This window comes from Plantactinospora mayteni, assembly GCF_016862935.1.
In the GTDB taxonomy this organism is placed as follows: Bacteria; Actinomycetota; Actinomycetes; order Mycobacteriales; family Micromonosporaceae; genus Plantactinospora; species Plantactinospora mayteni.
On sequence record NZ_BONX01000051.1, the window covers coordinates 1 to 21938 of the forward strand.

Annotated in this window: 18 protein-coding genes, 1 pseudogene and 1 riboswitch; of the genes and pseudogenes, 6 read left to right on the forward strand and 13 right to left on the reverse strand. The window is 72.2% G+C overall.

Features of this window, described 5'->3' with window-relative positions:
- The 5 genes and pseudogenes from Pma05_RS33520 to Pma05_RS33540 all read right to left on the reverse strand — a co-directional run.
- The coding region (locus tag Pma05_RS33520) for a bifunctional glycosyltransferase/CDP-glycerol:glycerophosphate glycerophosphotransferase (protein WP_203861533.1) at positions 1 to 2014 on the reverse strand (2014 nt) is incomplete at its 3' end.
- Positions 2015 to 2196: 182 nt separating this feature from the next.
- Positions 2197 to 4329 (reverse strand): annotated as a pseudogene (locus Pma05_RS33525) (DUF5941 domain-containing protein); the annotation flags it as partial.
- Complete coding sequence (locus Pma05_RS33530; protein ID WP_372441605.1) at positions 4329 to 5063, reverse strand: ABC transporter ATP-binding protein; 735 nt, start codon at positions 5061 to 5063, stop codon at positions 4329 to 4331. The gene Pma05_RS33530 and the pseudogene Pma05_RS33525, both read right to left, overlap by 1 nt.
- An 11-nt stretch (positions 5064 to 5074) precedes the next feature.
- On the reverse strand, positions 5075 to 5902 hold the full coding sequence (locus tag Pma05_RS33535) for an ABC transporter permease (RefSeq protein WP_203861535.1): 828 nt from the start codon (positions 5900 to 5902) through the stop codon (positions 5075 to 5077).
- A gap of 231 nt (positions 5903 to 6133) precedes the next feature.
- On the reverse strand, positions 6134 to 7504 hold the full coding sequence (locus Pma05_RS33540) for an L-serine ammonia-lyase (protein WP_203861536.1): 1371 nt from the start codon (positions 7502 to 7504) through the stop codon (positions 6134 to 6136).
- A gap of 282 nt (positions 7505 to 7786) precedes the next feature.
- Between Pma05_RS33540 and Pma05_RS33545 the strand changes: the two genes are divergently transcribed.
- Positions 7787 to 7993, forward strand: coding sequence for a PspC domain-containing protein (locus tag Pma05_RS33545; RefSeq protein ID WP_203861537.1), 207 nt, complete (start codon positions 7787 to 7789; stop codon positions 7991 to 7993).
- Between the two features lie 64 nt (positions 7994 to 8057).
- Here the strand turns inward: Pma05_RS33545 and Pma05_RS33550 are convergent, their stop codons facing one another.
- Positions 8058 to 8876: a DUF4230 domain-containing protein gene (locus Pma05_RS33550; RefSeq protein ID WP_203861538.1), complete on the reverse strand. Its 819-nt coding sequence runs from the start codon at positions 8874 to 8876 to the stop codon at positions 8058 to 8060.
- A 169-nt stretch (positions 8877 to 9045) separates the two neighbouring features.
- Positions 9046 to 9134: riboswitch (ZMP/ZTP riboswitch) on the forward strand.
- A gap of 24 nt (positions 9135 to 9158) precedes the next feature.
- On the opposite strand from Pma05_RS33550, the gene Pma05_RS33555 reads away from it, so the two are divergent.
- The 4 genes from Pma05_RS33555 (at position 9159) to Pma05_RS33570 (ending at position 13498) form a co-directional block, all read left to right on the forward strand.
- Complete coding sequence (locus Pma05_RS33555; protein ID WP_372441603.1) at positions 9159 to 10085, forward strand: bifunctional 5,10-methylenetetrahydrofolate dehydrogenase/5,10-methenyltetrahydrofolate cyclohydrolase; 927 nt, start codon at positions 9159 to 9161, stop codon at positions 10083 to 10085.
- 57 nt (positions 10086 to 10142) lie between these two features.
- Complete coding sequence (locus tag Pma05_RS33560) at positions 10143 to 10646, forward strand: RNA polymerase sigma factor (protein WP_203861539.1); 504 nt, start codon at positions 10143 to 10145, stop codon at positions 10644 to 10646.
- On the forward strand, positions 10639 to 12084 hold the full coding sequence (locus tag Pma05_RS33565; RefSeq protein WP_203861540.1) for an extracellular solute-binding protein: 1446 nt from the start codon (positions 10639 to 10641) through the stop codon (positions 12082 to 12084). The genes Pma05_RS33560 and Pma05_RS33565 overlap by 8 nt, the downstream gene beginning before the upstream one ends.
- A gap of 253 nt (positions 12085 to 12337) precedes the next feature.
- On the forward strand, positions 12338 to 13498 hold the full coding sequence (locus Pma05_RS33570) for an endo-1,4-beta-xylanase (protein WP_203861541.1): 1161 nt from the start codon (positions 12338 to 12340) through the stop codon (positions 13496 to 13498).
- A gap of 134 nt (positions 13499 to 13632) precedes the next feature.
- Here Pma05_RS33570 and Pma05_RS33575 read toward each other — a convergent pair whose 3' ends face one another.
- The 3 genes from Pma05_RS33575 to Pma05_RS33585 are packed head-to-tail and all read right to left on the reverse strand — an operon-like array spanning position 13633 to position 17015.
- Entirely contained in the window at positions 13633 to 14406 is a 774-nt protein-coding gene (locus tag Pma05_RS33575) for a DUF427 domain-containing protein (RefSeq protein ID WP_203861542.1), read from the reverse strand.
- 30 nt (positions 14407 to 14436) lie between these two features.
- Positions 14437 to 15216, reverse strand: a complete 780-nt coding sequence (locus Pma05_RS33580) for a glucose 1-dehydrogenase (protein WP_203861543.1) — start codon at positions 15214 to 15216, stop codon at positions 14437 to 14439.
- Positions 15216 to 17015 carry a glycoside hydrolase family 15 protein gene (locus tag Pma05_RS33585; protein ID WP_203861544.1) on the reverse strand — a complete coding sequence of 600 codons (1800 nt, stop codon included), beginning with the start codon at positions 17013 to 17015 and terminating at the stop codon, positions 15216 to 15218. Before Pma05_RS33585 ends, Pma05_RS33580 begins: the two co-directional genes overlap by 1 nt.
- A 282-nt stretch (positions 17016 to 17297) precedes the next feature.
- Between Pma05_RS33585 and Pma05_RS33590 the strand changes: the two genes are divergently transcribed.
- Positions 17298 to 18320 (forward strand): ABC transporter substrate-binding protein, encoded by a 1023-nt coding sequence (locus Pma05_RS33590; protein ID WP_203861545.1) that lies wholly within the window; start codon positions 17298 to 17300, stop codon positions 18318 to 18320.
- 61 nt (positions 18321 to 18381) lie between these two features.
- On the opposite strand, the gene Pma05_RS33595 is transcribed toward Pma05_RS33590, so the two are convergent.
- From Pma05_RS33595 to Pma05_RS33610, 4 genes are all read right to left on the reverse strand, one after another.
- A complete protein-coding gene (locus Pma05_RS33595) occupies positions 18382 to 19566 on the reverse strand; it encodes an acyl-CoA dehydrogenase family protein (RefSeq protein ID WP_203861546.1) in 1185 nt (394 codons plus the stop codon).
- Positions 19567 to 19607: 41 nt separating this feature from the next.
- Positions 19608 to 19907, reverse strand: coding sequence for a type II toxin-antitoxin system VapB family antitoxin (locus Pma05_RS33600; RefSeq protein ID WP_203861547.1), 300 nt, complete (start codon positions 19905 to 19907; stop codon positions 19608 to 19610).
- A gap of 195 nt (positions 19908 to 20102) precedes the next feature.
- Positions 20103 to 20726, reverse strand: coding sequence for a nitroreductase family protein (locus Pma05_RS33605; RefSeq protein WP_203861548.1), 624 nt, complete (start codon positions 20724 to 20726; stop codon positions 20103 to 20105).
- Positions 20727 to 20756: 30 nt separating this feature from the next.
- Positions 20757 to 21698, reverse strand: coding sequence for an aldose 1-epimerase family protein (locus Pma05_RS33610; protein WP_203861549.1), 942 nt, complete (start codon positions 21696 to 21698; stop codon positions 20757 to 20759).
- Positions 21699 to 21938 lie beyond the last annotated feature (240 nt).

Here is a 21938-nt window from a genome sequence, read left to right on the forward strand (position 1 = left end):
GCGGTCCGGGCGTCCGCGGGTCAGCCGCAGGCGGTCCGGGCGTCCGCGGGTCAGCCGCAGGCGGTCCGGGCGTCCGCGGGTCAGCCGCCATCGTGGGACTGCCGGTCACGGTTCCGGTGTGGGCGCCGACTGCGGCCGGAGTGTCCGGGGCGGGGCAGGCATCCGGGTCGAGATAGTGGCCCCGGACCAGCAGCCGGCCCGCCGGACCGCACGCCTCGACCAGCGCCCCGGGGTCGAACGGCGGTGAGTATCCGGGCCGGTGCTCCCGGTGGGTCGGCGCGTACAGCACCACCCGCTCGCCGGGGTCGATGCCGAGCCGGCGCCGGACGGCCTCGACCTCGGCGGGCCCGGCGTTCACCAGCCGGTCGTTGCGCGGATAGCCGACCTCCAGCGTCCGGTACTCCGCCGGATAGGCCCGCTCCCACATCTGGGTGGAGAAGGTGTTGGCGCTGAGGCTGTAGTCCCAGCGGTCGATCCGGCGCAGCAGACCGGGGAAGTCCAGTCCGGCCGCACCGTGCGGATAGCCCTGCTGGTCCAGCCCCATCACCTTGACCGGAGTGCCGTGGTGGGTCTGCACGTGTACCGAGCCGGGCCGCTTGACCACGTAGTCCGGGAAGTTCACGTTGTTGACCAGCCAGCTCGCCTGGGCCAGCGCCCGGAAGTACGCCCGGGTGCCGGCCACCACGTACGGCAACCCGGGCGGCAGGCTGGACACCTGGTCCCGGCGTACCACCCAGACGCCCCGGATCCACGGGGCCAGCTCGCGGGCCTTCTCGTACACCGCTGCCGGGTTGCAGGCGTAGCCGCGGAACCAGTACGCGGCGTAGAGCGCCAGCCCCGGATCGAGCGGACGGCGCAACTGGGCGTGGTAATACGCCCGGAGCAGCCCCTCCCGGGTCAGCCGGGCGGCCCCGGCCAGCGCCGCCGGCAGCCGGGACAGTCCGTGCGGCTCGGAGGGTGGTGCAGGGAGTGGTGCGGGGGCGCTGGCGGGTGGCCGGGGTTGCCGCCGGGCGAGTCGGCCGACGCCGCCCCGCCGGGAGTGGTGCAGCGCCCGCAACAGGGCGTACGTCCGCCAGTGGCCGCCGGCCACCAGCCGGTGTTTCAGCCCGTCGATCCCGCCCGGCACCCGGTAACCGCCCGGCGGCGCCCAGCGCCGGTAGTCCGCCACCACCCGGTCGAAGAAGCCGCGGCGCAGTTCCGGGGAGAGCCGCCGCCCGTTGCCGAGTACGACCAGGTAGTGCCAGACCATCCGCTCGAAGATCAGCGGCCGGAGGTCGTCGTACTCCGGCCCCCAGCGGGCCATCAGCTCGAAGACCCGGTGCCAGTGCGGGAACACCTCGAAGTGCCGGTCGTCCCGGGTTCGGGTGATGGCACCGGACCGCCGCTGCCGGTAGTTCACGCAGACCACGTCCAGCACGCTGATCCGGCCGGCGGCGAGCAGCACCGGATAGCTGAACGACACGTCCTCGTACCAGCCAGGGCCGAAGCGCAGGTCGGAGTCGACCAGGAAGCGGCGGCGTACCACCTTGTTCCAGGCGGTGTGCAGTACGCCGAGCACCTCCGGCCGGTCCCGGACGGCGAACACCCCGGCGCCGGAGTCCGGCACCGTCCGGGCCAGGCCGCTGCCGCGCCTCCGGTGGTCCCAGTACGCCCGCACATGGTCGACGAGCAGCACCTCCGGCCCGACCCGGCGCAGCCGTTCCGCCACCGCTGGCAGGCAGCCGCCGACCAGCCAGTCGTCGCTGTCCAGGAACCAGACGTACTCGCCGGTGGCCAGGTCGAGGCCGATGTTGCGGGCCTCGCCCAGCCCGACGTTCCGGTCCAGGGTCACCACCCGGACCCGGTCGTCCCGGTCGGCGTACTCGGCGATGATCTCGCCGCAACTGTCCGGCGAGCAGTCGTCGACCACCACCACCTCGACGTCGGCCACCGGCTGGCCCAGGATCGAGTCGAGGCACTCCCGCAGGTAGCCCTGCACCCGGTAGACCGGTACGACGAAACTGATCAGCGCCATCGGCGCCGTACCCCCGCTGGCAGCGTCATCCGTCCCTTTCCCGCCGCCCGGGGTGCCCGGTCACCTCACCAGCGGCGTCATCCGTCCCGCTCCCGCCGCTCCGGCGTCCCGTTCCGGTCCGGTCGTCCCGGGGTGGCGGCGTGCCCCTCCCCCGCCCCGGCGGTCGCGAACGCGTCGGGGGCGGCGGAGTGGCCACCGGACCCGATGACGGCGTCGGCCGGCTGTCGTGGCGCGGGAATGTCCCTGGGTACCCAGCCACGGAGCGCGTTCACTACGAAAATCGCCGATAGATAGCCGGTGAGTACCAGCAGCGCCACCCGGCCGGCCACCGGGCCGACGAGTACGGCGACGGCGAGCAGGATCAGCCGGCCGTCCCAGCCCAGGCCGAGCGCGTGCATCAGCGGGGCGCGCTCCCGCTTCTCCAGCCGGGCGGTGAGGTCGTAGTGCCGCAGCGCGAGTACGAGGAGCAGTGCGAAGATCAGCGCACCGTTTGCGTCGACCAGCAGCCCGGCCCCGATCACCAGCAGGTATTCGGCGGCCCGCAGCGCGGCCGGGACCAACCAGTCCAGCGCGCCGCCGTGCGGTGCCGCCGCCGGCAGCCCGGCGACCAGGGCGACCAGCACCGCGAGCGGCACCAGCCAGCGTGCCGGCCCGGTGCCCAGCCCGGCCAGGCCGGCACCGAGCAGACCCAGCCCGGCCGCCACCCCGACCAGGGCGAGCGGGAGCGGCCCGGGCAGCCCGGCACCCCGGCCGAGCGCGGTGAGCCAGCGGACCGCCGGCCCGTCGTCGCGGTGCAGCGTGGTGTCGACGCCGGTCAGCACCGCGACCCGCATCGACCGGGCCCGCAGGGTACGCAGCGCCAGCGTGTACGCCGCCGCCAGCCCGCCCCAGACCAGTACGGCGACCAGGCTGACCAGCGGACTGAAGATCGCCACGGTCAGCGCGATCAGCGCCCACCGCTCGCCGATCGGGAAGACCACGGTCCGCTTCGCCCAGTACGTCAGCGAGCCGGTGTCGGCCTGTACCCGGTTCGACGCCTGACTGAGCCGGTCGCCGAGCCCGCCGGAGCCGGCCTGCCCGGCCGGGCGGGGGCGCTTGGCCGCCTCGTCGTGCAGGGCGCCGTACCAGGTGTCGGTCATGTGCCGGACGGTCTGGAGGGTGATCGCGGCGATCGCCAGCGCCCAGCCGGGGCCGCCGGCCCGTTCGACCCCGATGCCGAGGCCGGCGTAGACCAGGTATTCCTTGGCCCGGTCGGCGATGGTGTCCAGCCAGCCGCCCCACGGGCTGAAGTGCCGGGTGTAGCGGGCCAACTGGCCGTCGACGCAGTCCAGCACGAAGCCGAGGTAGAGCAGGATCGCCCCGCCGACCAGGGCGGGCCGGCCACCGACGGCGAAGAGCACCGCCGCCGCCAGCGCGAAGGCGACCGAGATCGCGGTGACCCCGGTCGGGGTGAGCCGGAGCTTGGCACAGATCTTGGTCACCCATGGCGACCAGGTGCTGACGAAGTACGTGGTGAAGAAGTCGTCCTTCTCCTTGACCGAGAGCCGCAGCTCGGCCCGGTCGGAGTCGACCGCCGCCACCGCCGCCTCGGCGTCGGCCAGCGCGGACGGGTCGGCGACCCGGCGGGCGACGAGCAGGCGTACCCGGTGGGCGAAGATCGTGATCCCGGGGGCGGTCGTCGGGGTGCCGGAGCCAGCAGTCGGCTCGGGGCGGGTCAGCGCGGCGAGCAGCCGGTCCAGCAGCGGAATCGGCTCGGCGGGGACGGTGCCGGCGGGCACGTCGGCGACGGCCTGGGCGGCGGCGATGCCGTCGGGCAGGTCGGCGACGGCCCGGGCGGCGGCGGCGATGCCGTCGGGCAGGTCGGCGACGGCCCGGGCGGCGGCGACCAGGGCGGGCAGGTCGGCCACGCCGACGCGTACCGCTCCGCCGGAGGCGCCGGTCGGCGCGGTGGTGAGCGTGCCGACGGCGCCGGCCTCCCCGGCGGGGCCGGCGGCGACCACCTGGTTGCGGTCCTCGACCACGCCGACCGGGCCGGCGCCCGGCTCGGTCAGCACCAGGGCCACGGTGCCGGGCATCGGACTGGTGGCCAGATGCCGGAGTACGGCGGTGTGCGCGACCAGGTCACCGGAGCAGAGCAACACCGGCTCCCGGGCGGTACCGGCCAGCACGGCGACCTCGGCCGGATCGTCGGTGAGCACGACGTCCCGGGCGCCGGCCGCGCGCAACTGCTCGCGGAGTTGGGCGGCGAGCGGCATGCCGTCGGGACGGGTCAGCGGCGCGCCCGGCCGGGTGGGGGTGAGCAGGATCGCCAGCATCACGGCCTGACCACGTCGTGGTATGCGTCAAGAGCCTCGCGTATGGTGCCGTCCACCCGCAATCGTCCTCCGTCGAAGTAGAGTCCCCGGCTACAGAACCGGGTGAGATCGTTTTCGTTGTGCGAGACCAGCATCACGGTACGACCCTCGGCGATCAGCCGGTCGATGGTGTCGTAGCACTTCTTCCGGAAGTCGGCGTCGCCGACCGCCGTCACCTCGTCCATCAGCAGTACCGGGTGCTGGAGCTGGGCGATCACCGAGAAGCCGAGCCGTACCTTCATCCCGGACGAGTAGTGCCGGACCGGGGTGTCGATGGCCTTCGCGATCTGCTCGCCGGAGAACTCGATGATCTCGTCGAAGTGCCGGCGCAGGAAGCTCGGGCTGAGCCCGTGCAGCGAGCCGACCAGGTGGACGTTCTCCCGCCCGGTCAGGTCGTTGGAGAAGCCGGCGGAGAGTTCCAGCAGCGGTGCGACCGCGCCGCCGACCCGGATCCGTCCCTCGTCCGGGATCAGTACCCCGGCGATCAGCCGGAGCAGGGTGCTCTTGCCGGTGCCGTTGCGGCCGATGATCCCGACGGTGTCACCGGGGGCGACCGAGAACGAGACGTTGCGCAGCGGCCAGAAGACCCCGGCGGCGGGCTGCCGGCTGCCCCGGTGGATGAACATCTCCCGCAGCCGCAGGTTGCGCCGCCGATTCCGGACGAACCGGATGCCCAGGTCGTCCGCCTCCACCATCGCCCGGGCCACTACAGCTCCTTCAGGACGGCGGGTTCGAGCCGGCGGAACACCCACCAGCCGGCGACCAGGACGAGCAGGCTGCCGCCGACCGACACCCCGAGCAGCCGGGCGTCGGGGAACTCGTCCGGGTACCAGACGGCGTGGTGGAGCTGGAAGATCCCGACCAGCGGGTTGAGTTCGTACACGATCTTGACCCAGTCCGGCAGCGAGGAGTCCCGGACCAGGGTCAGCGGATAGATGATCGGGGTGGCGTAGAAGAGCACCCGGGTGACCAGCCGCATCAGCCGCTCGATGTCCCGCATCAGCACGTTCAGCGAGGAGAGCAGCAGGGCGATCCCGACCAGCAGGGTCGCCTGGATCAGGATCGCCAGCGGCAGCGCCAGCAGCGACACCCCGAACTCGATCTTGTCCAGTGAGGCGTAGACGATCGCGACGCCGACCAGGATCGGCAGCCCGGCGACGTACTCGGCGAACCGGCCGGCGACCCGGCCGATCGGGAAGACCTCGCGGGGCAGGTTCATCGTGGTGATCAACCGGGCCTGCCCGGTGAGCGCGGCGGTCGCCTCGCTGATCGCCGAACTCGTCCACATCCAGGCGAAGATGCCGGTGATCAGAAAGAGCGGGTACGACTCGGCGGCGTTACCGAGGTGCCGGTCGGTGGCCGACCGGTAGAGCACTCCGAAGACGAAGAAATAGATGACGCCCATGCCGAGCGGCTCGATCAGCGACCAGAGGTAGCCCAGCACCGACTGCTGGTATTTCACCGCCAGGTCCCGCCGGACGAGCAGCCGCAGCGTGTTGCGGTGCGACCACACCGCCACCACGCCAGACGTCACAGCCGCCTCCCGGGCTCGTTCTGGTCCGACCGCTCGGGCCCGACATGAGGGTAGCAGTCGGGAAAATCGCCCCAAATAAGGATCGACCGGGCTGCCAACTCCCGCCCCGGTAACGCGCCAACGCTACCCGAACGTCGCCCGCGCGCCATCACGGCGACGCCCGGCGTACACCGGAGGGGCTGGCCGGCCCGGGCGGCCAATCCGCCCGGGAAAGCGGTCAGCCCACGTGGTTCAGCACTCGATGACGTTGACCGCGAGCCCGCCCCGGGCGGTCTCCTTGTACTTGACCTTCATGTCGGCGCCGGTCTCCCGCATCGTCTTGATCACCTTGTCCAGCGAGACCGCGTGCTCCCCGTCGCCACGCAGCGCCAGCCGGGCCGCCGTGATCGCCTTGATGCTGGCCACCGCGTTCCGCTCGATGCAGGGAATCTGCACCAGGCCACCGACCGGATCGCAGGTCAGCCCCAGGTTGTGCTCCATGCCGATCTCGGCGGCGTTCTCCACCTGTTCCGGCGTACCGCCCAGCGCCTCGGCCAGCCCGGCGGCGGCCATCGAGCAGGCGGACCCGACCTCACCCTGGCAGCCGACCTCGGCGCCGGAGATCGAGGCGTTCTCCTTGAACAGCACGCCGATCGCGGCGGCGGCGAGCAGGAAGCGCAGTACACCGTCCTCGGACGCCCCCGGCACGAACCGGGTGTAGTAGTGCAGCACCGCCGGGATGATCCCGGCCGCGCCGTTGGTCGGGGCGGTCACCACCCGACCACCGGCCGCGTTCTCCTCGTTGACGGCGAGCGCGAAGAGCGTCACCCAGTCCATCACCCGCAGCGGGTCGGCCGAACCGGGATCCGCCGCCAGGCTCCGCCGCAGCTCGGCGGCGCGGCGCCGGACCCGCAGCCCGCCCGGCAGCGTCCCGTCCCGCCGGCTGCCCCGGTCGACGCACTCCCGCATCACCCGCCAGATCTCCAGCAGATCGGCGCGGATCTCCGACTCGCTCCGCCACGACCGCTCGTTGGCGAGCATGATCCCGCTGATCGGCAGCCCGGTCTCGGCGGTCAGGGCCAGCAGCTCGGCCCCGGTGCTGAACGGGTACCGGACCCGGGTGCTGTCCGGCTTGATCCGGTCCGCGCCGGTCGCGGTCTCGTCCACCACGAACCCGCCGCCGACGGAGTAGTAGGTCCGGGCCCGCACCGGTTCACCCGCCGGGCCGTACGCGGTGAAGGTCATCCCGTTCGGATGGAACGGCAACGACCGGCGGCGGTGCAGTACCAGGTCCCGGTCGGCGTCGAAGTCGACGTCGTGCACACCGAGTACGCCCAACCGGCCGCTGGCCCGGATCCCGGCCACGGTCTCGGCGACCCGATCCGGGTCGACCGTCTCCGGCGCCTCCCCGAGCAGCCCCAGCAGTACGGCCGGCCCGCTGCCGTGCCCGTGCCCGGTGGCACCGAGCGAGCCGAAGAGTTCGGCGCGTACCCGGGAGGTCTCCGCGAGCAGCCCGTCGGCCTTGAGCCCGGCAGCGAAGGTCCGGGCGGCCCGCATCGGACCGACGGTGTGCGAGCTGGACGGCCCGATCCCGACCGTGAACAGGTCGAACGCGCTTATCATCACTATCCCTTCCGCGCCGGCGTCGTTGCCGGCTGGCCGGCCCGGTGACCTGCTGGTTTGTCTCCAGCATCGCCCCTGATCTGCCGATCCGCGAGCCTACCTCCCGCCGCGGGCGACGGGCATTCGCGCCGACCCGCCGGGGTACACACCTACGGGTACGGCCGGTCCGGATCCGCCTTCGGGCCGAGGGCGCCGGGCCCTGGCCTTCCTACCGTGGAAACCAGTAGCCGTGGAGTCCGGCGAGGGAACGGACCTCCACCGCCGAGTGAGGAGTAGCCGACGATGAGTCGCAAGCTGGTACGCCCCCGGGACAACCGCATGATCGCCGGCGTCTGCGCCGGCCTGGCCCGCCGCTTCGGCATGTCCGCCGGAATGGTGCGGCTGCTCTTCCTCCTCTCGCTGCTGCTGCCCGGCACGCAGGTGGTCATCTACCTGGCGCTCTGGATCATCATGCCGAACGAGGACCGCCACTACGTAGCCGCACACTGACCCGAGCGGCCCGGCGGCGGCACCGCCGGTCGACGGTGCCGCCCACGCGGTCAGGCCGCGACGGTCACGGCTGGACGTAGGTGATGGTGACCTGTTCGTAGCCGAGGGACCGGAGCATCTGGTCCAGCATCTTCCGGGTGTTCTCCTGGGCGCGGTCGCCGAGGCCGCTGCTCCGGGCCGCGTCGGCGATCCGCTGCTCGGCCCGGAGATAGACCTCGCGCTGCCGGTTCGGGTCACCGCCGAAGACCTCACCGAGCTGGTTGAGGATGCCGCGCTTCTCCGCGAAGACGTAGCTCCGCTCCAGGTCGAGGTTGACCTGGCCGAGCTGCGGGGCCGGCAGCTTGATCTCCACCGACTTCCGGTCCGCGGAGACCACCACCGCGTCGTCGCGGAGCTGTCCGAAGTCGACGTACGCGTCGACGGTGCCGGCCCCGACGAAGAGGGTGCGCTCGCCGAGCAGGAAGTCCGGCACGTATTTCCGGTTGTTCTCCAGGTCGACGACGACCTCGAAGTTGCCCTCGGCCGCGACGTACCGGCTGAGGTCCTGGATCGACTTCAGCAACGGCGGCTGGCTACGGTCGGTCTCCTCCTTGGCGAACGGGTTGCGCCAGTCCGGCAGGATCCCGCTGACCTGCACGCCGAGCACCAGTACGGCGACCACGCCGATGATGCCGACCAGGACGAACACCCCGCGACCCCACCGGCTGCCGCCGGTCGGCTCCAGATCGGACCGGTCCGGTCGGGCCTCGTCGGCGTCGAGCGGGCGGGTGCCGTCCGCTGTGTCGTCGGACCAGGGATCGGCCGGGCTGGGCGGCGTGGCCTGCCCCTTGGCATAGCCGGGGAACTCACGCGTGGGCTGGTTGACATCGCCTTCTCGGGACATCGGCCCTCACCGTCCTTGTCGAAAGAGCACCTGAGGAAACGGTACGGCCCCGGTACGACAGCCGCGAGTCGAGCCGTACCGACCCGGGTCGGCCCGACGTCTGCCCAGCTCAGGGCGGTGCCGGCGGGGTGACACCGCCGACGGTGGCGCAGCCCGGCGGTAGGCTCGGCTCGGCGGTCGTGACTGGCGTCGGGTGGAGCACCACCGGGAAGCGAATCGCCGGGCTCGACTCCGTCGCCGTACGCCTGGGTGCCGGGGCTTTCCACGTCGAGAGGAAGCCCCGTGGCCGTGTCCGAGACCCGTACCGACTCCGAAGTGCACACCGCCCGGCTGCTGCCCGGCGGTCCCGTCGCCGAGGCGGTCCTCGCCGACGTCACCGCCCGGGTCGCGACACTGCGCCGCGCCGGTGTGGTGCCGAGCCTGGCGACGATCCTGGTCGGCGACGACTCCGCCAGCGCCGGTTACATCCGGATGAAGCAGCAGCGCGCCGCCGACCTCGGCTTCGCCTCGCCGCACATCCACCTGCCCGGCACCGCCGGCCAGGCCGAGCTGTTCCGGGCGATCCGCGAGTTCAACGAGGACCCGCAGCTGCACGCCGTCCTGGTGCAGCACCCGACTCCGGCCCACCTCGACTATCCGGCGGCGGTGCTCGCGATCGACCCGGCCAAGGACGTCGACGGGCTGCACCCGGAGAGCCTGGGCCGGCTCGCCGCCGGGCTGCCCGGCCCGGTCCCGTGCACCCCGGCCGGGATCGAGGCGCTGCTCGCCTTCCACGAGATCCCGGTCGCCGGCCGCGACGTGGTGGTCCTCGGTCGCGGTACGACGCTGGGCCGCCCGCTGTCGCTGCTGCTCAGCCAGAAGCGACCGACCGCCGACGCGGCGGTGACCGTGCTGCACAGTGGAGTACCCGGCTGGGAGCGGCACACTCGGCGGGCCGACGTCGTGGTCGCCGCGGTGGGCGTACCCGGGATCGTGCGGCCGGAGCACCTGCGGCCCGGCGCGGTCGCGATCGGCGGCGGAGTCCGCTACCAGGGGCGCCGGCTGCTGCCCGACCTTGACGAGTCGTGCGGGTCGGTGGCCGGCGCGATCACGCCCCGGGTCGGCGGCGTCGGCCCGACCACCGTGGCGATGCTGTTCCGCAACGCCGTGGAACTGGCCGAGCGGCAGAGCGCCGCTTCGACGGGTGATCTGGAACACCTCGACCGATAGGTTCGAGGTGCAGCGAATCGACGGCGGCCGGCGTTAGGAGCCCGGAGGAGGAACCGGATGGCCCACGGTGCGTTCAGCGACGCCGAGGAGTTCGCTCGGGCCCGGCTGGACGCTTTGCGGCGGTTCGCGTACCTGATCAGCGGCAGCGCGGCGGAGGCGGACGACCTGGCCCAGATCGCGGTGGTCGAGGTCTGGCAGCGGTGGCCGAAGGCCGGGCAGAACCCCGAGGCGTACGCCCGGCAGGTGATCGTGACCCGCAACGTGAGCCGGTGGCGGCGCCGACGCCGGGAGGTACTGACGGACGACGTCGACCACCGGTCCGACGATCCGGCCGCGACCGCGGTGGACAACGGCGCGCTGTGGCAGGCGTTGCAGCAGCTCGGCAAGGCGGAACGGACGGTCGTGGTGCTGCACGTGCTGTACCGGTACACGTTCAGCGAGATCGCCGCCATCTGCGACGAGCCTCCGGGCACGGTCTCCAGCCGGTACGCGAGAGCCAAGCGCGTGCTGCGGGCGCACCTGGCGCCCACCCGGTCGACGATTCGGAGCGGACGTGGTTGACGAGGAAGGTCCGGTGGACGACCGGCTCGCCCAGGAGCTGGCCGCCACCCTGACCCAGGCACAGGACGCCCTGCCGGCGGCCGATCCGGGGGCGATCGGCACGATCCGCCGACGTTACCGGCGGAAGCGGCGACAGCGGGCCGGGCTGGCCAGCCTGGCGGTGGCGGTACTGGTGCTGGCGGTGACCCTGACCGGCGCGGAGCTGACCCGGGGAGTGCCGCCGGCGCCACCGGCCGACGAGGGGGCTCGGGGGACGATCCGGGTCTGGGCGATCACGCAGCCGGGCACCGAGCCCGCGCTGCGGAAACTGGTGAACCGCTACAACCGGAGCGCCGGGGTCGACGTGGACCTCACCACCTTCGGCAACGAGGAATACAAGGAGAAGCTGCGGGAGGTCGGCTCGCCGGACGGTCCGGACGTCTTCGCCAGTTGGGGTGGCGCGAAGCTGACCAGGCTGGCCAGTGAGGGACGGCTCGTCGACCTGACCCCGCTGCGGGACGAGCCCGGGGTCGGCGGCCGGTTCCTGCCCAGCGCGCTGGCCGGGGGCGTGGTGGACGGCCGGCAGTACGGCATCCCGATGGGCGGTACCCAGCCGGTGGTGCTCTTCTACCACAAGGGCGTCTTCGCCGAGGCCGGCGTACGGCCGCCGGGCAGCTATGCCGAGCTGCTCTCCCTGGTGGAGACGTTCAAGGCCCGGAAGGTCACGCCGATCTCGCTGGGCGGCGCCCAGGGCTGGACCGAGCTGATGTGGGTGATGTACCTGGCCGAGCGGATCGGCGGCCCGTCCACCACCGCCGACATCGTCGCCGGCCGCCCCGGCGCGTGGTCGAAGCCGGCGGTCGCGCAGGCGCTTCGGGAGGCGCGGGCACTCGCCGAGCGGGGCGCCTTCGGTGCCGACTTCGCCTCGACAAGCTACGACGACGGTACCGCGTCCGGGCTGCTGGCCAGCGGTCGGGCCGCGATGCAACTGATGGGTACCTGGGAATATCCGACCCAGCTCGCCCGGAACCCGGACTTCGTGGCCGGCGGCGACCTGGGTTTCGTGCCGTTCCCGACGGTCTCCGGCGGGGTCGGGGATCCGGCCGACCTGGTCGGGGTACCGACCAACTACTTCTCGGTGGTCGCCGGCGGCCGGCACTCGGCGGCGGCGGTGGAGTTCGTCCGGGCCGTCGCCTCGGACGACTACCTGGACGCCCTGGTCGCCGACGGCGAGGTGCCGCCGGTTGCCGACGCGGCCGACCGGCTGCGCGGTACGGAGCACGCCGCGTTCGCCACCTCGGTGCACGAACTGGTCACCCGGGCCCCGTCGTACGGGCTGGCCTGGGACCAGGCGCTGGAGCCGGCGACCGCCACCGCGCTCGTCGACAACCTGCGACGGCTGTTCCAGGCGGAACTCAGCCCGGAGCAGTTCGCGGCGGCGATGGCGGAGACCGGCTGAGCAGAGCCGCCAAGCAGCAGAGCCGCTCAGCAGTGCCGCTGAGCTGCCGCTTACCGGCTAGCATCTCTGGCGACTTTCGGGAAGATCGATCCACCTCTCCAGGGTGTCGGATCTCTGACAGTGCGCTCGGCAGCAAGTCCGAGCCCGCCCCGCGTTCCGGTAGGGATCGACGTGCATCCGTCCCCCGCACGCCGATCCGCGCCGGTTCCGGCTGGCGGCTGACGTCGAACCCCACCCTGGAGGCCCTGCTTCGATGAGAAAACTTCGGATTGCCCTGGTCGGCGTACTCGCGGCCGGTGCCCTCTACACGGTCGGGCCGTCGACCGCCACCGCGGCCCCGACCCAGGCGCCACTCGGTGCCACGCCGGCCAAGGGCGGCTCCGCCGCACACGTACCCGGTGGGACGTCCACGGACCTGCCGCTGCGGACGCTGGCCAGGAAGCACGGCCTGGGCATCGGTACCGCGATCGACATGAACGCCCTGGCGACCGACGCCCCGTACCGGGAGCGGGCGGCCCGCGAGTTCTCCGCCGTCACCGCCGAGAACGTCATGAAGTGGTCGGAGCTGGAGCCGACCCGGGGGGTGTACAACTGGGGTCCGGCCGACGAGCTGGTCGAGTTCGCCCGGCGCAACGGGCAGCAGGTGCACGGCCACACGCTGCTCTGGCACAACCAGCTCCCGGCCTGGCTGACCAGCGGCGTCGCCGACGGGTCGATCGACTCCGCCGAACTGCGCGACATCGTGCGCGAGCACGTCACCACCGTGGTGAAGCACTTCCGGGGCAAGGTCCGGGCCTGGGACGTGGTCAACGAGGCGTTCACCGACGGCAACGCCCCGGTACTCCGGGACACCATCTTCCGCCAGCACCTCGGCCCGGACTACATCGCCGACGCGCTGCGCTGGGCACACGCGGCCGACCCGCGGGCCAAGCTCTTCCTCAACGACTACGCGATCGACAACGTCAACCCGAAGAGCACCGCCTACTACGAGCTGGCCAAGCAACTCCGCAAGCAGCGGGTACCGCTGCACGGCATGGGCTTCCAGGGCCACCTCGACCTCCAGTACCCGCTGCCGATCGACGCCCCGCAGAACCTGGCCCGGTTCGACAAGCTCGGCATGGAGACCGCGTTCACCGAGGTCGACGTGCGGTTCTTCCTGCCGGTCGACACCTACAAGGAGGCCGGGCAGGTGGGTAGCTTCAACACCCTGCTCTCGGCCTGCCTGCTCACCCCGCGCTGCGTGATGTTCACCGTGTGGGGCTTCACCGACAAGTACTCCTGGGTGCCCGGCTTCTTCGACGGCCAGGGTTCGGCCACCCCGCTGGACGAGAACCTCCAGCCCAAGGCCGCGTACCGGGGCCTACAGCAGGTACTCGCCGTCGCCTCCGACCCCAACAGCAGGCGCGGCTTCTAGGGGTCGGCCGGGAACGGGTCCGGCCCGTGCCCGTTCCCGGCCACCTCACCGTCGACCATCCACCACCACCCGGTCTCCGGCCGGTCCGGCCCCACCGCCGGACCGGCCGGAGCCGAGCAGGGCCGCCGTGATCCCTACGCCGACTCCGACCAGCCGGTCTTCGGCCGGGGCAGCCGCGCACCGTCGACGAAGAGGTCGGTCTTCTCGTTGAAGAACGCCACCATCCCGGCGATCGGCTGCATCAGGTGGCTGGGGAAGTCGTACGCCCAGGCCACGTCGTGGTGCGTGGTGTCACCGATCCGGACCGACCAGTAGTTGCTGGTCCGGCCCTTGTACGGGCAGGCGGTCTGGGTCCCGGTGGGCATCAGCCGGCCGAGGTCCACCTCGGCGCGGTTCAGGTAGTAGCGGGTCGGCAGGCCCGTCTCGAAGACCAGTACCGGCGAGCCCGTCTCGGCCAGTACCTCGCCGTCGATCTCGACCCGGATCCGCCGGGTCGAGCGCAGCGCGTCCACCCGGGTGTACGGGTCGCGCGGGTGCACGAAGACCTCCTCGTCCTCCTCGAACCAGGTGTCCAGGGCGTCCCACTCGAACCGCACCATCTCGGCCAGCCCCTCGACCGACCTCTCGGTGTGCACCCGTACGGTGCCCGGACGGTAGGTGTCGCCCACCCGGAGGCCGTACTGCCGGGCCGCACCCTCGCGGTACTGCTCGACGTCGTGCTCGTCGACCAGCAGGTCCTGGCGTACGTCCCGGAACGGGACGTAGTAGTGCGGATAGTGCTGCGACTCCCAGACGTACCGGGCTCCGCTCGTGTCGAGCACCCACTCGCCGTTCAGCACGGCGCGGATCCGCCGGGCACAGGGTTCGACGTGGCCGATCGGGACGATCGCGCGTGGATAGCCGGACACGGGCTTCTCCTCTGTGGGTCGGGGTCCGGATCAGGCCCCCTGGCCCTGGTTCTGCATCAGGCCGCCGTCCACAAAGTACGTCGACCCGGTCACGTAGTCGGCGTCGGAGCTGGCCAGGAAGACCGCCACCCGACCGATCTCGACCGGCTCCGCGGCCCGCTTGAACGGGATGCTCTGCACCTGCTCCTCCAGGTACTTCGGGTCGTCGATGGCCCGCTGGTTGAACGGGGTGAGCACCATCCCCGGCCCGATGTTGTTGACGTTGATCCCCATCGGTGCGAGTTCCAGCGCCATGCTCTTGGCGAGGTTGAGCAGCGCGCCCTTGCTGGTGTCGTAGTCCGAGCCGCCGGCCCGGGCCACCTCCTGGTGGATCGAGGTGATGTTGATGATCTTGCCTTTCCCGCCCTGGTCCCGGCGGTGCCGGGCGAACCGCCGCGAGCAGAAGAAGGCACCGTAGACGTTGACCCGGATCGCCCGGTCCCAGGTCTCGGTGTCCAGGTCGATCACCGGGATGCCGGACGCGTCCACCCCGGCGTCGTTGATCAGTACGTTCAACTCGCCGAACTCGGCCAGCGCGGTGTCGAACATCGCCTCCACCTGGTCCTCCTCGCTGATGTCGCCGTGCACCACCACCGCCCGCCGGCCAGCCTGTTCCACCTGCTCCCGGGTGTGCTCTGCGCCGTCGTGGTCGTGCAGGTAGTGCACCACCACGTCGGCGCCCTCCCGGCCGAACTCGATCGCGGTAGCCTGACCGATTCCGGAATCCGAACCCGTGATCAGCGCCGTCGTTCCGGCGAGCCGTCCAGCCATCAGCTTCCTCCCCCTGTCGGCACCGCCCCGGACGGGGCGGTGGTGAGTTCCCAGGCCGCGATGATCAGTCCGATGTGCGAGAACGCCTGCGGGAAGTTGCCGAGCTGCTCGCCGGTGTGCGGGTCGACCTGCTCGGCGAGCAGCCCGAGGTCGTTGGCGACGCCGGTCACGTTCTCGAACATCGCGGCGGCCCGGTCCCGCTCGCCGGCCAGCGCCAGGCACTGCACCAGCCAGAAGGAGCAGAGCGTGAACGCCGCCGGGTCGCCCGCCCAGCGCCGGACCAGGCCGCCCCGGGAGAGCCGCTGCTCGACCAGCCGGATGGTGGCCCGCATCCGCTCGTCGGTGGCCGGCAGGAACCCGACGATCGGCATCACCAGTACGCTCGCGTCGAGCTGGTCCGAGCCGAAGGCGCCGGTGTACGCGCCCACCTGCGGGTTCCAGCCCTCCCGCAGGATCGTCTCCCGGGCCTCGTCCCGGGCCGCCGACCAGCGGGCCAGGTCCTCGGCGTCGCCGAGCCGGTCGCCGAAGCGTACGGCCCGGTCCAGCGCCACCCAGCAGAACACCTTGGACGACAGGTAGTGCCGGGCGGCGTCCCGGGCCTCCCACATCCCGGCATCCGGCTCCCGCCAGCTCGTCACCGCCTGGTCGGCCAGGCTGCGCAGCAGGTCGCGCACCTCCGGGTGCATCGGATCCAGGTACTCCCGCAGCCGCAGCGCCGCGTCCAGCACCTCGCCCGGTACGTCGAGCTGGCGCTGCCGCCACGCCTCGTTGCCGACCCAGACCGGTGTGCTGTCCGCGTAGCCGCGCAGCGTCTCGATCCGGCGCTCGGTCAGGTCCCGCTCCCCCTCGACGCCGAACATGATCGGCACCGGCTGGCCGTCGATCCGGCCGACCGCCGAGGCGACCCAGCCGAAGAGCCGGTTCGCCTCGGTCGGGCAGGCCGCCACCCAGAGCGCCCGCAGCGTCAGGCTGAAGTCGCGCAGCCAGGCGTACCGGTAGTCGTAGTTGCGGTCACCGCCGATCTCCTCCGGCAGCGAGGTGGTCGCGGCGGCCACCACCGCGCCGCTCGGCGCGTAGGTGAGCCCCTGCAACACCAGCGCGTTGCGCCGGACCAGTTCCGGATAATGGCCCTGGTAGTCGTGGTGGGCGGCCCAGGACCGCCAGCCCTCGACCGTGTCGCCGAGCGGGTCCGTGGGGTCCACCGGGTGTGGCGCCGTCTCGTGGAAGGTCGGCCGATAGGCGAGGACGAAGGCGTCCCGCTGCCCGGCGCCGACGGTGAACCGGGCCGTCGCCTCGGCGCCCTGCACGGTCAGCGGCATCGGGGCGGTCATCGCCAACGTCGTCGGCCCCGAGGTCGCCAGCAGCTTCCCGTCCCGCCACACCAGATATGCGCTCCGCCGGCCGTACTCGAACCGGGGCGAGTAGGACAGCACCATCGGAACGGTCCCGGAGAGCCCCTCCACCACCCGGACCAGTACTCCGGGGGAGCGTCGGCCGATGTCGTGTCCCCGGGCACCCGCCTCCAGCAGCAGCCCGTCGGTCAGCGACACCTCGCCGTGCTCGGTCCGGAACACCGTACGCAGCACCAGCGTGTCCGGCAGGTAGCTCCGGCGTACCTCGAAGTGCTCGGCCGGTCGGATCCACCAGTGCCCACCGGTGATGTCCAGCAGGCGGCAGAAGACCGAGGGCGCGTCGAAGCGCTCCGGGCACCACCAGTTGACCGAGCCGGAGCGGTCGACCAGCGCGGCACTGCGCCCGTCGGCCAGCAGCCCGTGCGCGGCGATTCCTCCGGCCTCCATACGGCGGGCTACCCCCGCCCGGGGGCTCTAATCCCGGGATGGTCCGGCACCGGGCACCGCGTTGCGGACTCGACCACTCGGGCCCGTGGCAGGTCGACCAGTAGGTCGATCAGCAGGTCGACCAGTAGGTCGATCAGCAGGTCGGTGACGCCGGCACGGGTGGGCGCGACTTGACAACGGGAACTTAGGTCAGGCTAACCTAATGATCCGGCGAACAGAGCCCGCCTCGTACGGATCCGACACCTCCGCTGCGCGCAGCGGTCAGCCAAGGAGCACCACGTCATGCCGCACCCTCGTCAGCTCACCCGCCGGAACCTGCTCGGCGCGGCCGGCGCGCTCGGCCTCACCGCCCTGCTCGGTAGCTGCGGCCGAGGCGACGACTCCACTGGGGACTCCGGCAGCGGCGGCGCGTGGAGCTTCACCGACGACCGGGGCCAGACCGCCTCCGCCGCGAGCCGGCCGAACCGGGTCGTCGCGTTCGTCGGTACCGCCGCCGCGCTCTACGACTTCGGCGTCGCCGAAGCGCTCGTCGGGGTCTTCGGCCCGACGAAGCGCGCCGACGGCAGCCCGGACGTGCAGGCCGGCGACCTGCCGGTGGCCGGACTGACCGTGATCGGCAACACCTGGGGCGAGTTCAACATCGAGACGTACGCCTCGGTCAAGCCGGAACTGCTGGTCACGCACGAGTACGAGAAGAACTCGCTCTGGTACGTGCCGGACGAGAGCAAGGACAAGATCGTCCCGCTCGCACCCACCGTGGCCCTGGTCGCCTCCCGCGCCCCGCTGGACAAGGTGATCGGCCGGCACGCCGACCTCGCCGCCGCGCTCGGCGCCGACCTGGACGCCCCGAAGGTCACCGAGGCCAAGGCCCGGTTCGAGGCCGCCGCCACCAGCATCAAAGAGGCGGTCGCGGCGAACCCGGGGATCCGGGTGCTTGCCTGTTCCGCCGCCGAGGAGCTGTTCTACGCCTCCAACCCGGGCGTCAACTCCGACATCCTCTACTACAAGTCGCTGGGCGTGGACGTCGTGGTGCCGGACAAGCTCGACGACGGCGGCTACTTCGAGAGCCTGAGCTGGGAGAACGCCGACAAGTACCCGGCCGACCTGCTGCTGCTGGACAATCGAAGCTCCACGCTCCAGCCGAAGGACCTGACCGGGAAGCCGACCTGGGGCCAGCTCCCGGCGGTGAAGGCCAACCAGATCGTCGGCTGGAACAGCGAGCCCCGGTTCTCGTACGCCGGCAGCGCCGCCGCCCTGGAGGCGCTGGCCACCGCACTCCGCTCCGCCCGCAAGGTGGCACCCTGACGACGCCGGTATAACGGACGCGGGCTGACGGACGCCGGCCTGATCCGGCACGCTCGCCGGGTCAGCCGCCGAATGCCGACAACCCGGTGAGCCGCTGCCCGATCACCAACTGGTGGATCTCGGAGGTCCCCTCGTAGGTCAGCACGCTCTCCAGGTTGTTGGCGTGCCGGAGTACCGGATACTCCCCGCTGATGCCGTTGGCGCCGAGGATGGTCCGGCACTGCCGGGCGATCGCGATCGCCTCCCGGACGTTGTTCAGCTTCCCGACGCTGACCTGCTCCGGTCGCAGCCGGCCGGCGTCGGCGAGCCGGCCCAGGTGCAGCGCCAGCAGGTAGCCCTTCTGCAACTCGACCGCCATGTCGGCCAGCTTGGCCTGGGTGAGCTGGAAGCCGGCGATCGGCCGGCCGAACTGCTCCCGGCCGCCTGCGTAGTCGATCGCCGTGTGCAGGCAGTCCCGGGCGGCGCCGAGCGCACCCCAGACGATGCCGTAGCGCGCCTCGGTCAGGCAGCTCAGCGGGGCCCGCAGGCCGGTCGCCGCCGGCAGTTGGGCGTCGGCCGGCAGCCGGACCTCGTCGAGCACGATCTCGCCGGTCGAGGAGGCGCGCAGCGACATCTTGTGCCGGATCTCCCGCGCCGTCACCCCGGGCGTCTGCATGGGTACGACGAAACCCCGCACCCCGTCGTCGGTACGCGCCCAGACGACGGCGAGGTCGGCGACCGGTGCGTTGGTGATCCACATCTTGCCGCCGGTCAGTACCCAGTCGGAGCCGTCCCGGCGGGCCCGGGTCGCCATCGAGGCGGGATCGGAGCCGTGGTCCGGCTCGGTCAGCCCGAAGCAGCCGATCAGTTCACCGGTCGCCATCCGGGGCAGCCAGTGCTGCTTCTGCTCCTCGGAGCCGTACCGCCAGATGGCGTACATGGCCAGCGATCCCTGCACCGAGACCAGCGACCGGACACCCGAGTCGCCGGCCTCCAGTTCCAGGCAGGCCAGCCCGTACGCGACGGCCGAGGCGCCGGCGCAGCCGTACCCGCTCAGGTGCATGCCGAGCAGGCCGACCTTGCCGAACTCGACGGCCAGCTCGCGCACCGGGGCGTGGCCGTCCTCGTACCAGCCGGCGACGTACGGGCGTACCCGGGTCGCCACGAGCTGGCCCACCACGGACCGGATCTGGCGGTCCTCCTCGCTCAGCGAACCGTCCAGGTCGAGCAGGTCCAGCGGGGGTGTCCCGTTCGTTGCCGCGGTCATGACCGCCACCCTAGTGGCTGCTCAGCGCGGCCCCGCCGGGCTCAGGTGGCCGGCAGCACCAGGACCCGGGCGTGGATCTGGTTGCGCTGCTGTAGCGCGGCGCGCAGCGCCCGGTGCAGCCCGTCCTCCAGATAGAGGCCGCCGCTCCACTGCACGACGTGCGGGAAGAGGTCGCCGTAGAAGGTGGAGTCCTCGGCGAGCAGCTTGTCCAGCGCGAGTTCCCGCTTGGTCGTGATGAGCTGGTCGAGGCGCAGCGGGCGTGGCGGGATCTCTGCCCACTGCTTCAACGTGAGCCCGTGGTCCGGGTAGGGACGCCCGTCCCGAACCGCTTTGAAGATCACGACGGCACGCTCCCCTCCCCATGGCCGTGCTGGCCCGACCCCTTGCTGCTACTCCGGCGGCCCGCCACTCGTGCAAGCCGCACCGTACCAATGACGCCCGTCAGCCTAGCGACCTCCGACGAGCTCGTGGTTTGTCCACGGATGTCAGTTTCGTTACTACCTTCGGTGACATCCTGACCCGCGTCGGTCAGGATGTCAGCTCCACCGTCCCCGGTGCACCACCTGCGCCACCGGCCGTCGACCACGCTGCAACGATCGCGATCGATGGTCCGGCGCCGGATAGCCGATGCTCAGTGCGCCGATCGGGGTGAAGCCCTCCGGCACTCCGAACGCCGCCCGGAACGGGCCGGTCCGCTCCGGCGGGATGCCGAAGAAGCACGCGCCGAGCCCCTCGTCCACTGCCGTCAACAGCATCAGCAGCGCGGCGAACCCGGTGTCGACATACCAGTACGGCACCGGCCAGCGGGACTCGTCGCGGTCCGTCCACCCCTTGTCCGGCTCGGCGTACCGGTCGAGATAGGCGGAGCGGTCCGCCAGCGGTACGACGATCAGCGGCGCCCGCCGCATCCCGGTCAGCCAGCGGCTCTGCCCCTCGACAGCCGGGTCCCGCAGGGCGGTGTCCGGAGTGGTCGCCGCCCAGAAGAGTTCCCGGTCCGCCGGTTCGGTCAGCACCAGGAACGCCCAGCCCTGGGAGAACCCGGCCGACGGAGCCCGGACGGCGTGCTCCAGCAGCCGGTCCAGCACCTCCGGCGGGACCGGCCGGTCCGGGTCGTAGTTGCGCACCATCCGCCGCCGCCGGACGACCGTCGAGAACTCCACCGCGCGCCCCTCCAGGCTCTCGCCGACGCGTCAGGCGCCGGGCCGGATGCCCCAGCTCCCCTGCCAGGTCTGCCCCGGTTCGAGGACGATCACGTCCCGGCCGGAACGGAACGCGTCCGGCGGGCAGGTCATCGGCTCGACCGCCACCGACCGCCGGTAGCGGTCGCCGAGCAGGGTGTCCCCGGTGAATACCTGCCACCAGCCGAACGACGGATCCGCCCAGATGCTCACCGCCGCGCTCCCGTCCGGGCTGGCGAGCGTCACGCTGGAACCCCAGTCGTGCACCAGCGCCGGGTCGAGGTCTCCGAACGCCAGGTCGAGGACGGCCGAGCCGATCCGGCGCGGCGCGGTGTAGTCGTACTCCCCGCCGGAGACCTTCGCCGCCCCGATCGGCAGTAGTCGGCCGTCCAGCAGCAGTCGACTGCGGCCCGGTATCCGCAGTCGCAGGTCGTCCACGGCCACCCCGGGCAGCCGCAGGTACGGGTGCACCGAGAAGCCGAACGGGCAGGACGCCGTGCCGACGTTGGTCGCCTCGTGGCGTACCCGCAGCCCGTCGGCGCCGACCCGCCACTCGGCGCGCAGCGACAGCGGCCACGGGTAGCCGACCTGGGCCGGCATCTCGCAGCCCAGTACCACCGCGTCCGGGCGCTGCTCGACCAGCCGCCACGGCAGCCAGTTGACCAGACCGTGGATCGCGGTGTGCCGCTGCGGCTCGGTCAGCGGAAGCTGCAACTCCTGGCCGGCGAAGGCGTACTGGCCGTCGCGGATCCGGTTCGGCCACGGCGCCAGCACCTGACCCGCGCTGCCGACCGGCAGTTCGTCCTCCGCGTACCCGTCGAGGTAGTCGACGCCGTTCGCCCGGTACGCCCGCAGCCCTCCACCGACCTCGACCACCACGGCCTGCTGGCCGGCGGCCGAGATCGTCCACTGTGCACCGGAGAGCGGCCGGGCCGCCGTTGTGACGTTGTCCATGCCGGGACGATAGCCGTTACCCGGCGGCGGCGCCCGGCTGGCCGGACGCCGCGCCGCTGCCCGACCCGGAACCGCCGGTCGCCGCACCAGCCGTTCCAGAGCCGGTGGCCGCAACGCCGGCCGCCCCGGAACCGGCGGCCACCGCACCAGCCGCCCCGGAACCGGTGGCCGCGACACCAGCCGCTCCAGAGCCGTTGGCCGCCGCATCAGCCGGCCCGGAGCCGTCGGTCGCGCCCGGGT

What these genes read in the sequence shown, in the direction of transcription:
- Pma05_RS33570 (WP_203861541.1), top strand. Translation starts at nt 12,338, where the DNA reads ATGAGAAAACTTCGGATTGCCCTGGTCGGCGTACTCGCGGCCGGTGCC.
- Pma05_RS33580 (WP_203861543.1), bottom strand. Translation starts at nt 15,216, where the DNA reads ATGGCTGGACGGCTCGCCGGAACGACGGCGCTGATCACGGGTTCGGAT.
- Pma05_RS33545 (WP_203861537.1), top strand. Translation starts at nt 7,787, where the DNA reads ATGAGTCGCAAGCTGGTACGCCCCCGGGACAACCGCATGATCGCCGGC.
- Pma05_RS33550 (WP_203861538.1), bottom strand. Translation starts at nt 8,876, where the DNA reads ATGTCCCGAGAAGGCGATGTCAACCAGCCCACGCGTGAGTTCCCCGGC.
- Pma05_RS33540 (WP_203861536.1), bottom strand. Translation starts at nt 7,504, where the DNA reads ATGATAAGCGCGTTCGACCTGTTCACGGTCGGGATCGGGCCGTCCAGC.
- Pma05_RS33530 (WP_372441605.1), bottom strand. Translation starts at nt 5,063, where the DNA reads ATGGTGGAGGCGGACGACCTGGGCATCCGGTTCGTCCGGAATCGGCGG.
- Pma05_RS33560 (WP_203861539.1), top strand. Translation starts at nt 10,143, where the DNA reads ATGGCCCACGGTGCGTTCAGCGACGCCGAGGAGTTCGCTCGGGCCCGG.
- Pma05_RS33610 (WP_203861549.1), bottom strand. Translation starts at nt 21,698, where the DNA reads ATGGACAACGTCACAACGGCGGCCCGGCCGCTCTCCGGTGCACAGTGG.
- Pma05_RS33595 (WP_203861546.1), bottom strand. Translation starts at nt 19,566, where the DNA reads ATGACCGCGGCAACGAACGGGACACCCCCGCTGGACCTGCTCGACCTG.
- Pma05_RS33590 (WP_203861545.1), top strand. Translation starts at nt 17,298, where the DNA reads ATGCCGCACCCTCGTCAGCTCACCCGCCGGAACCTGCTCGGCGCGGCC.
- Pma05_RS33585 (WP_203861544.1), bottom strand. Translation starts at nt 17,015, where the DNA reads ATGGAGGCCGGAGGAATCGCCGCGCACGGGCTGCTGGCCGACGGGCGC.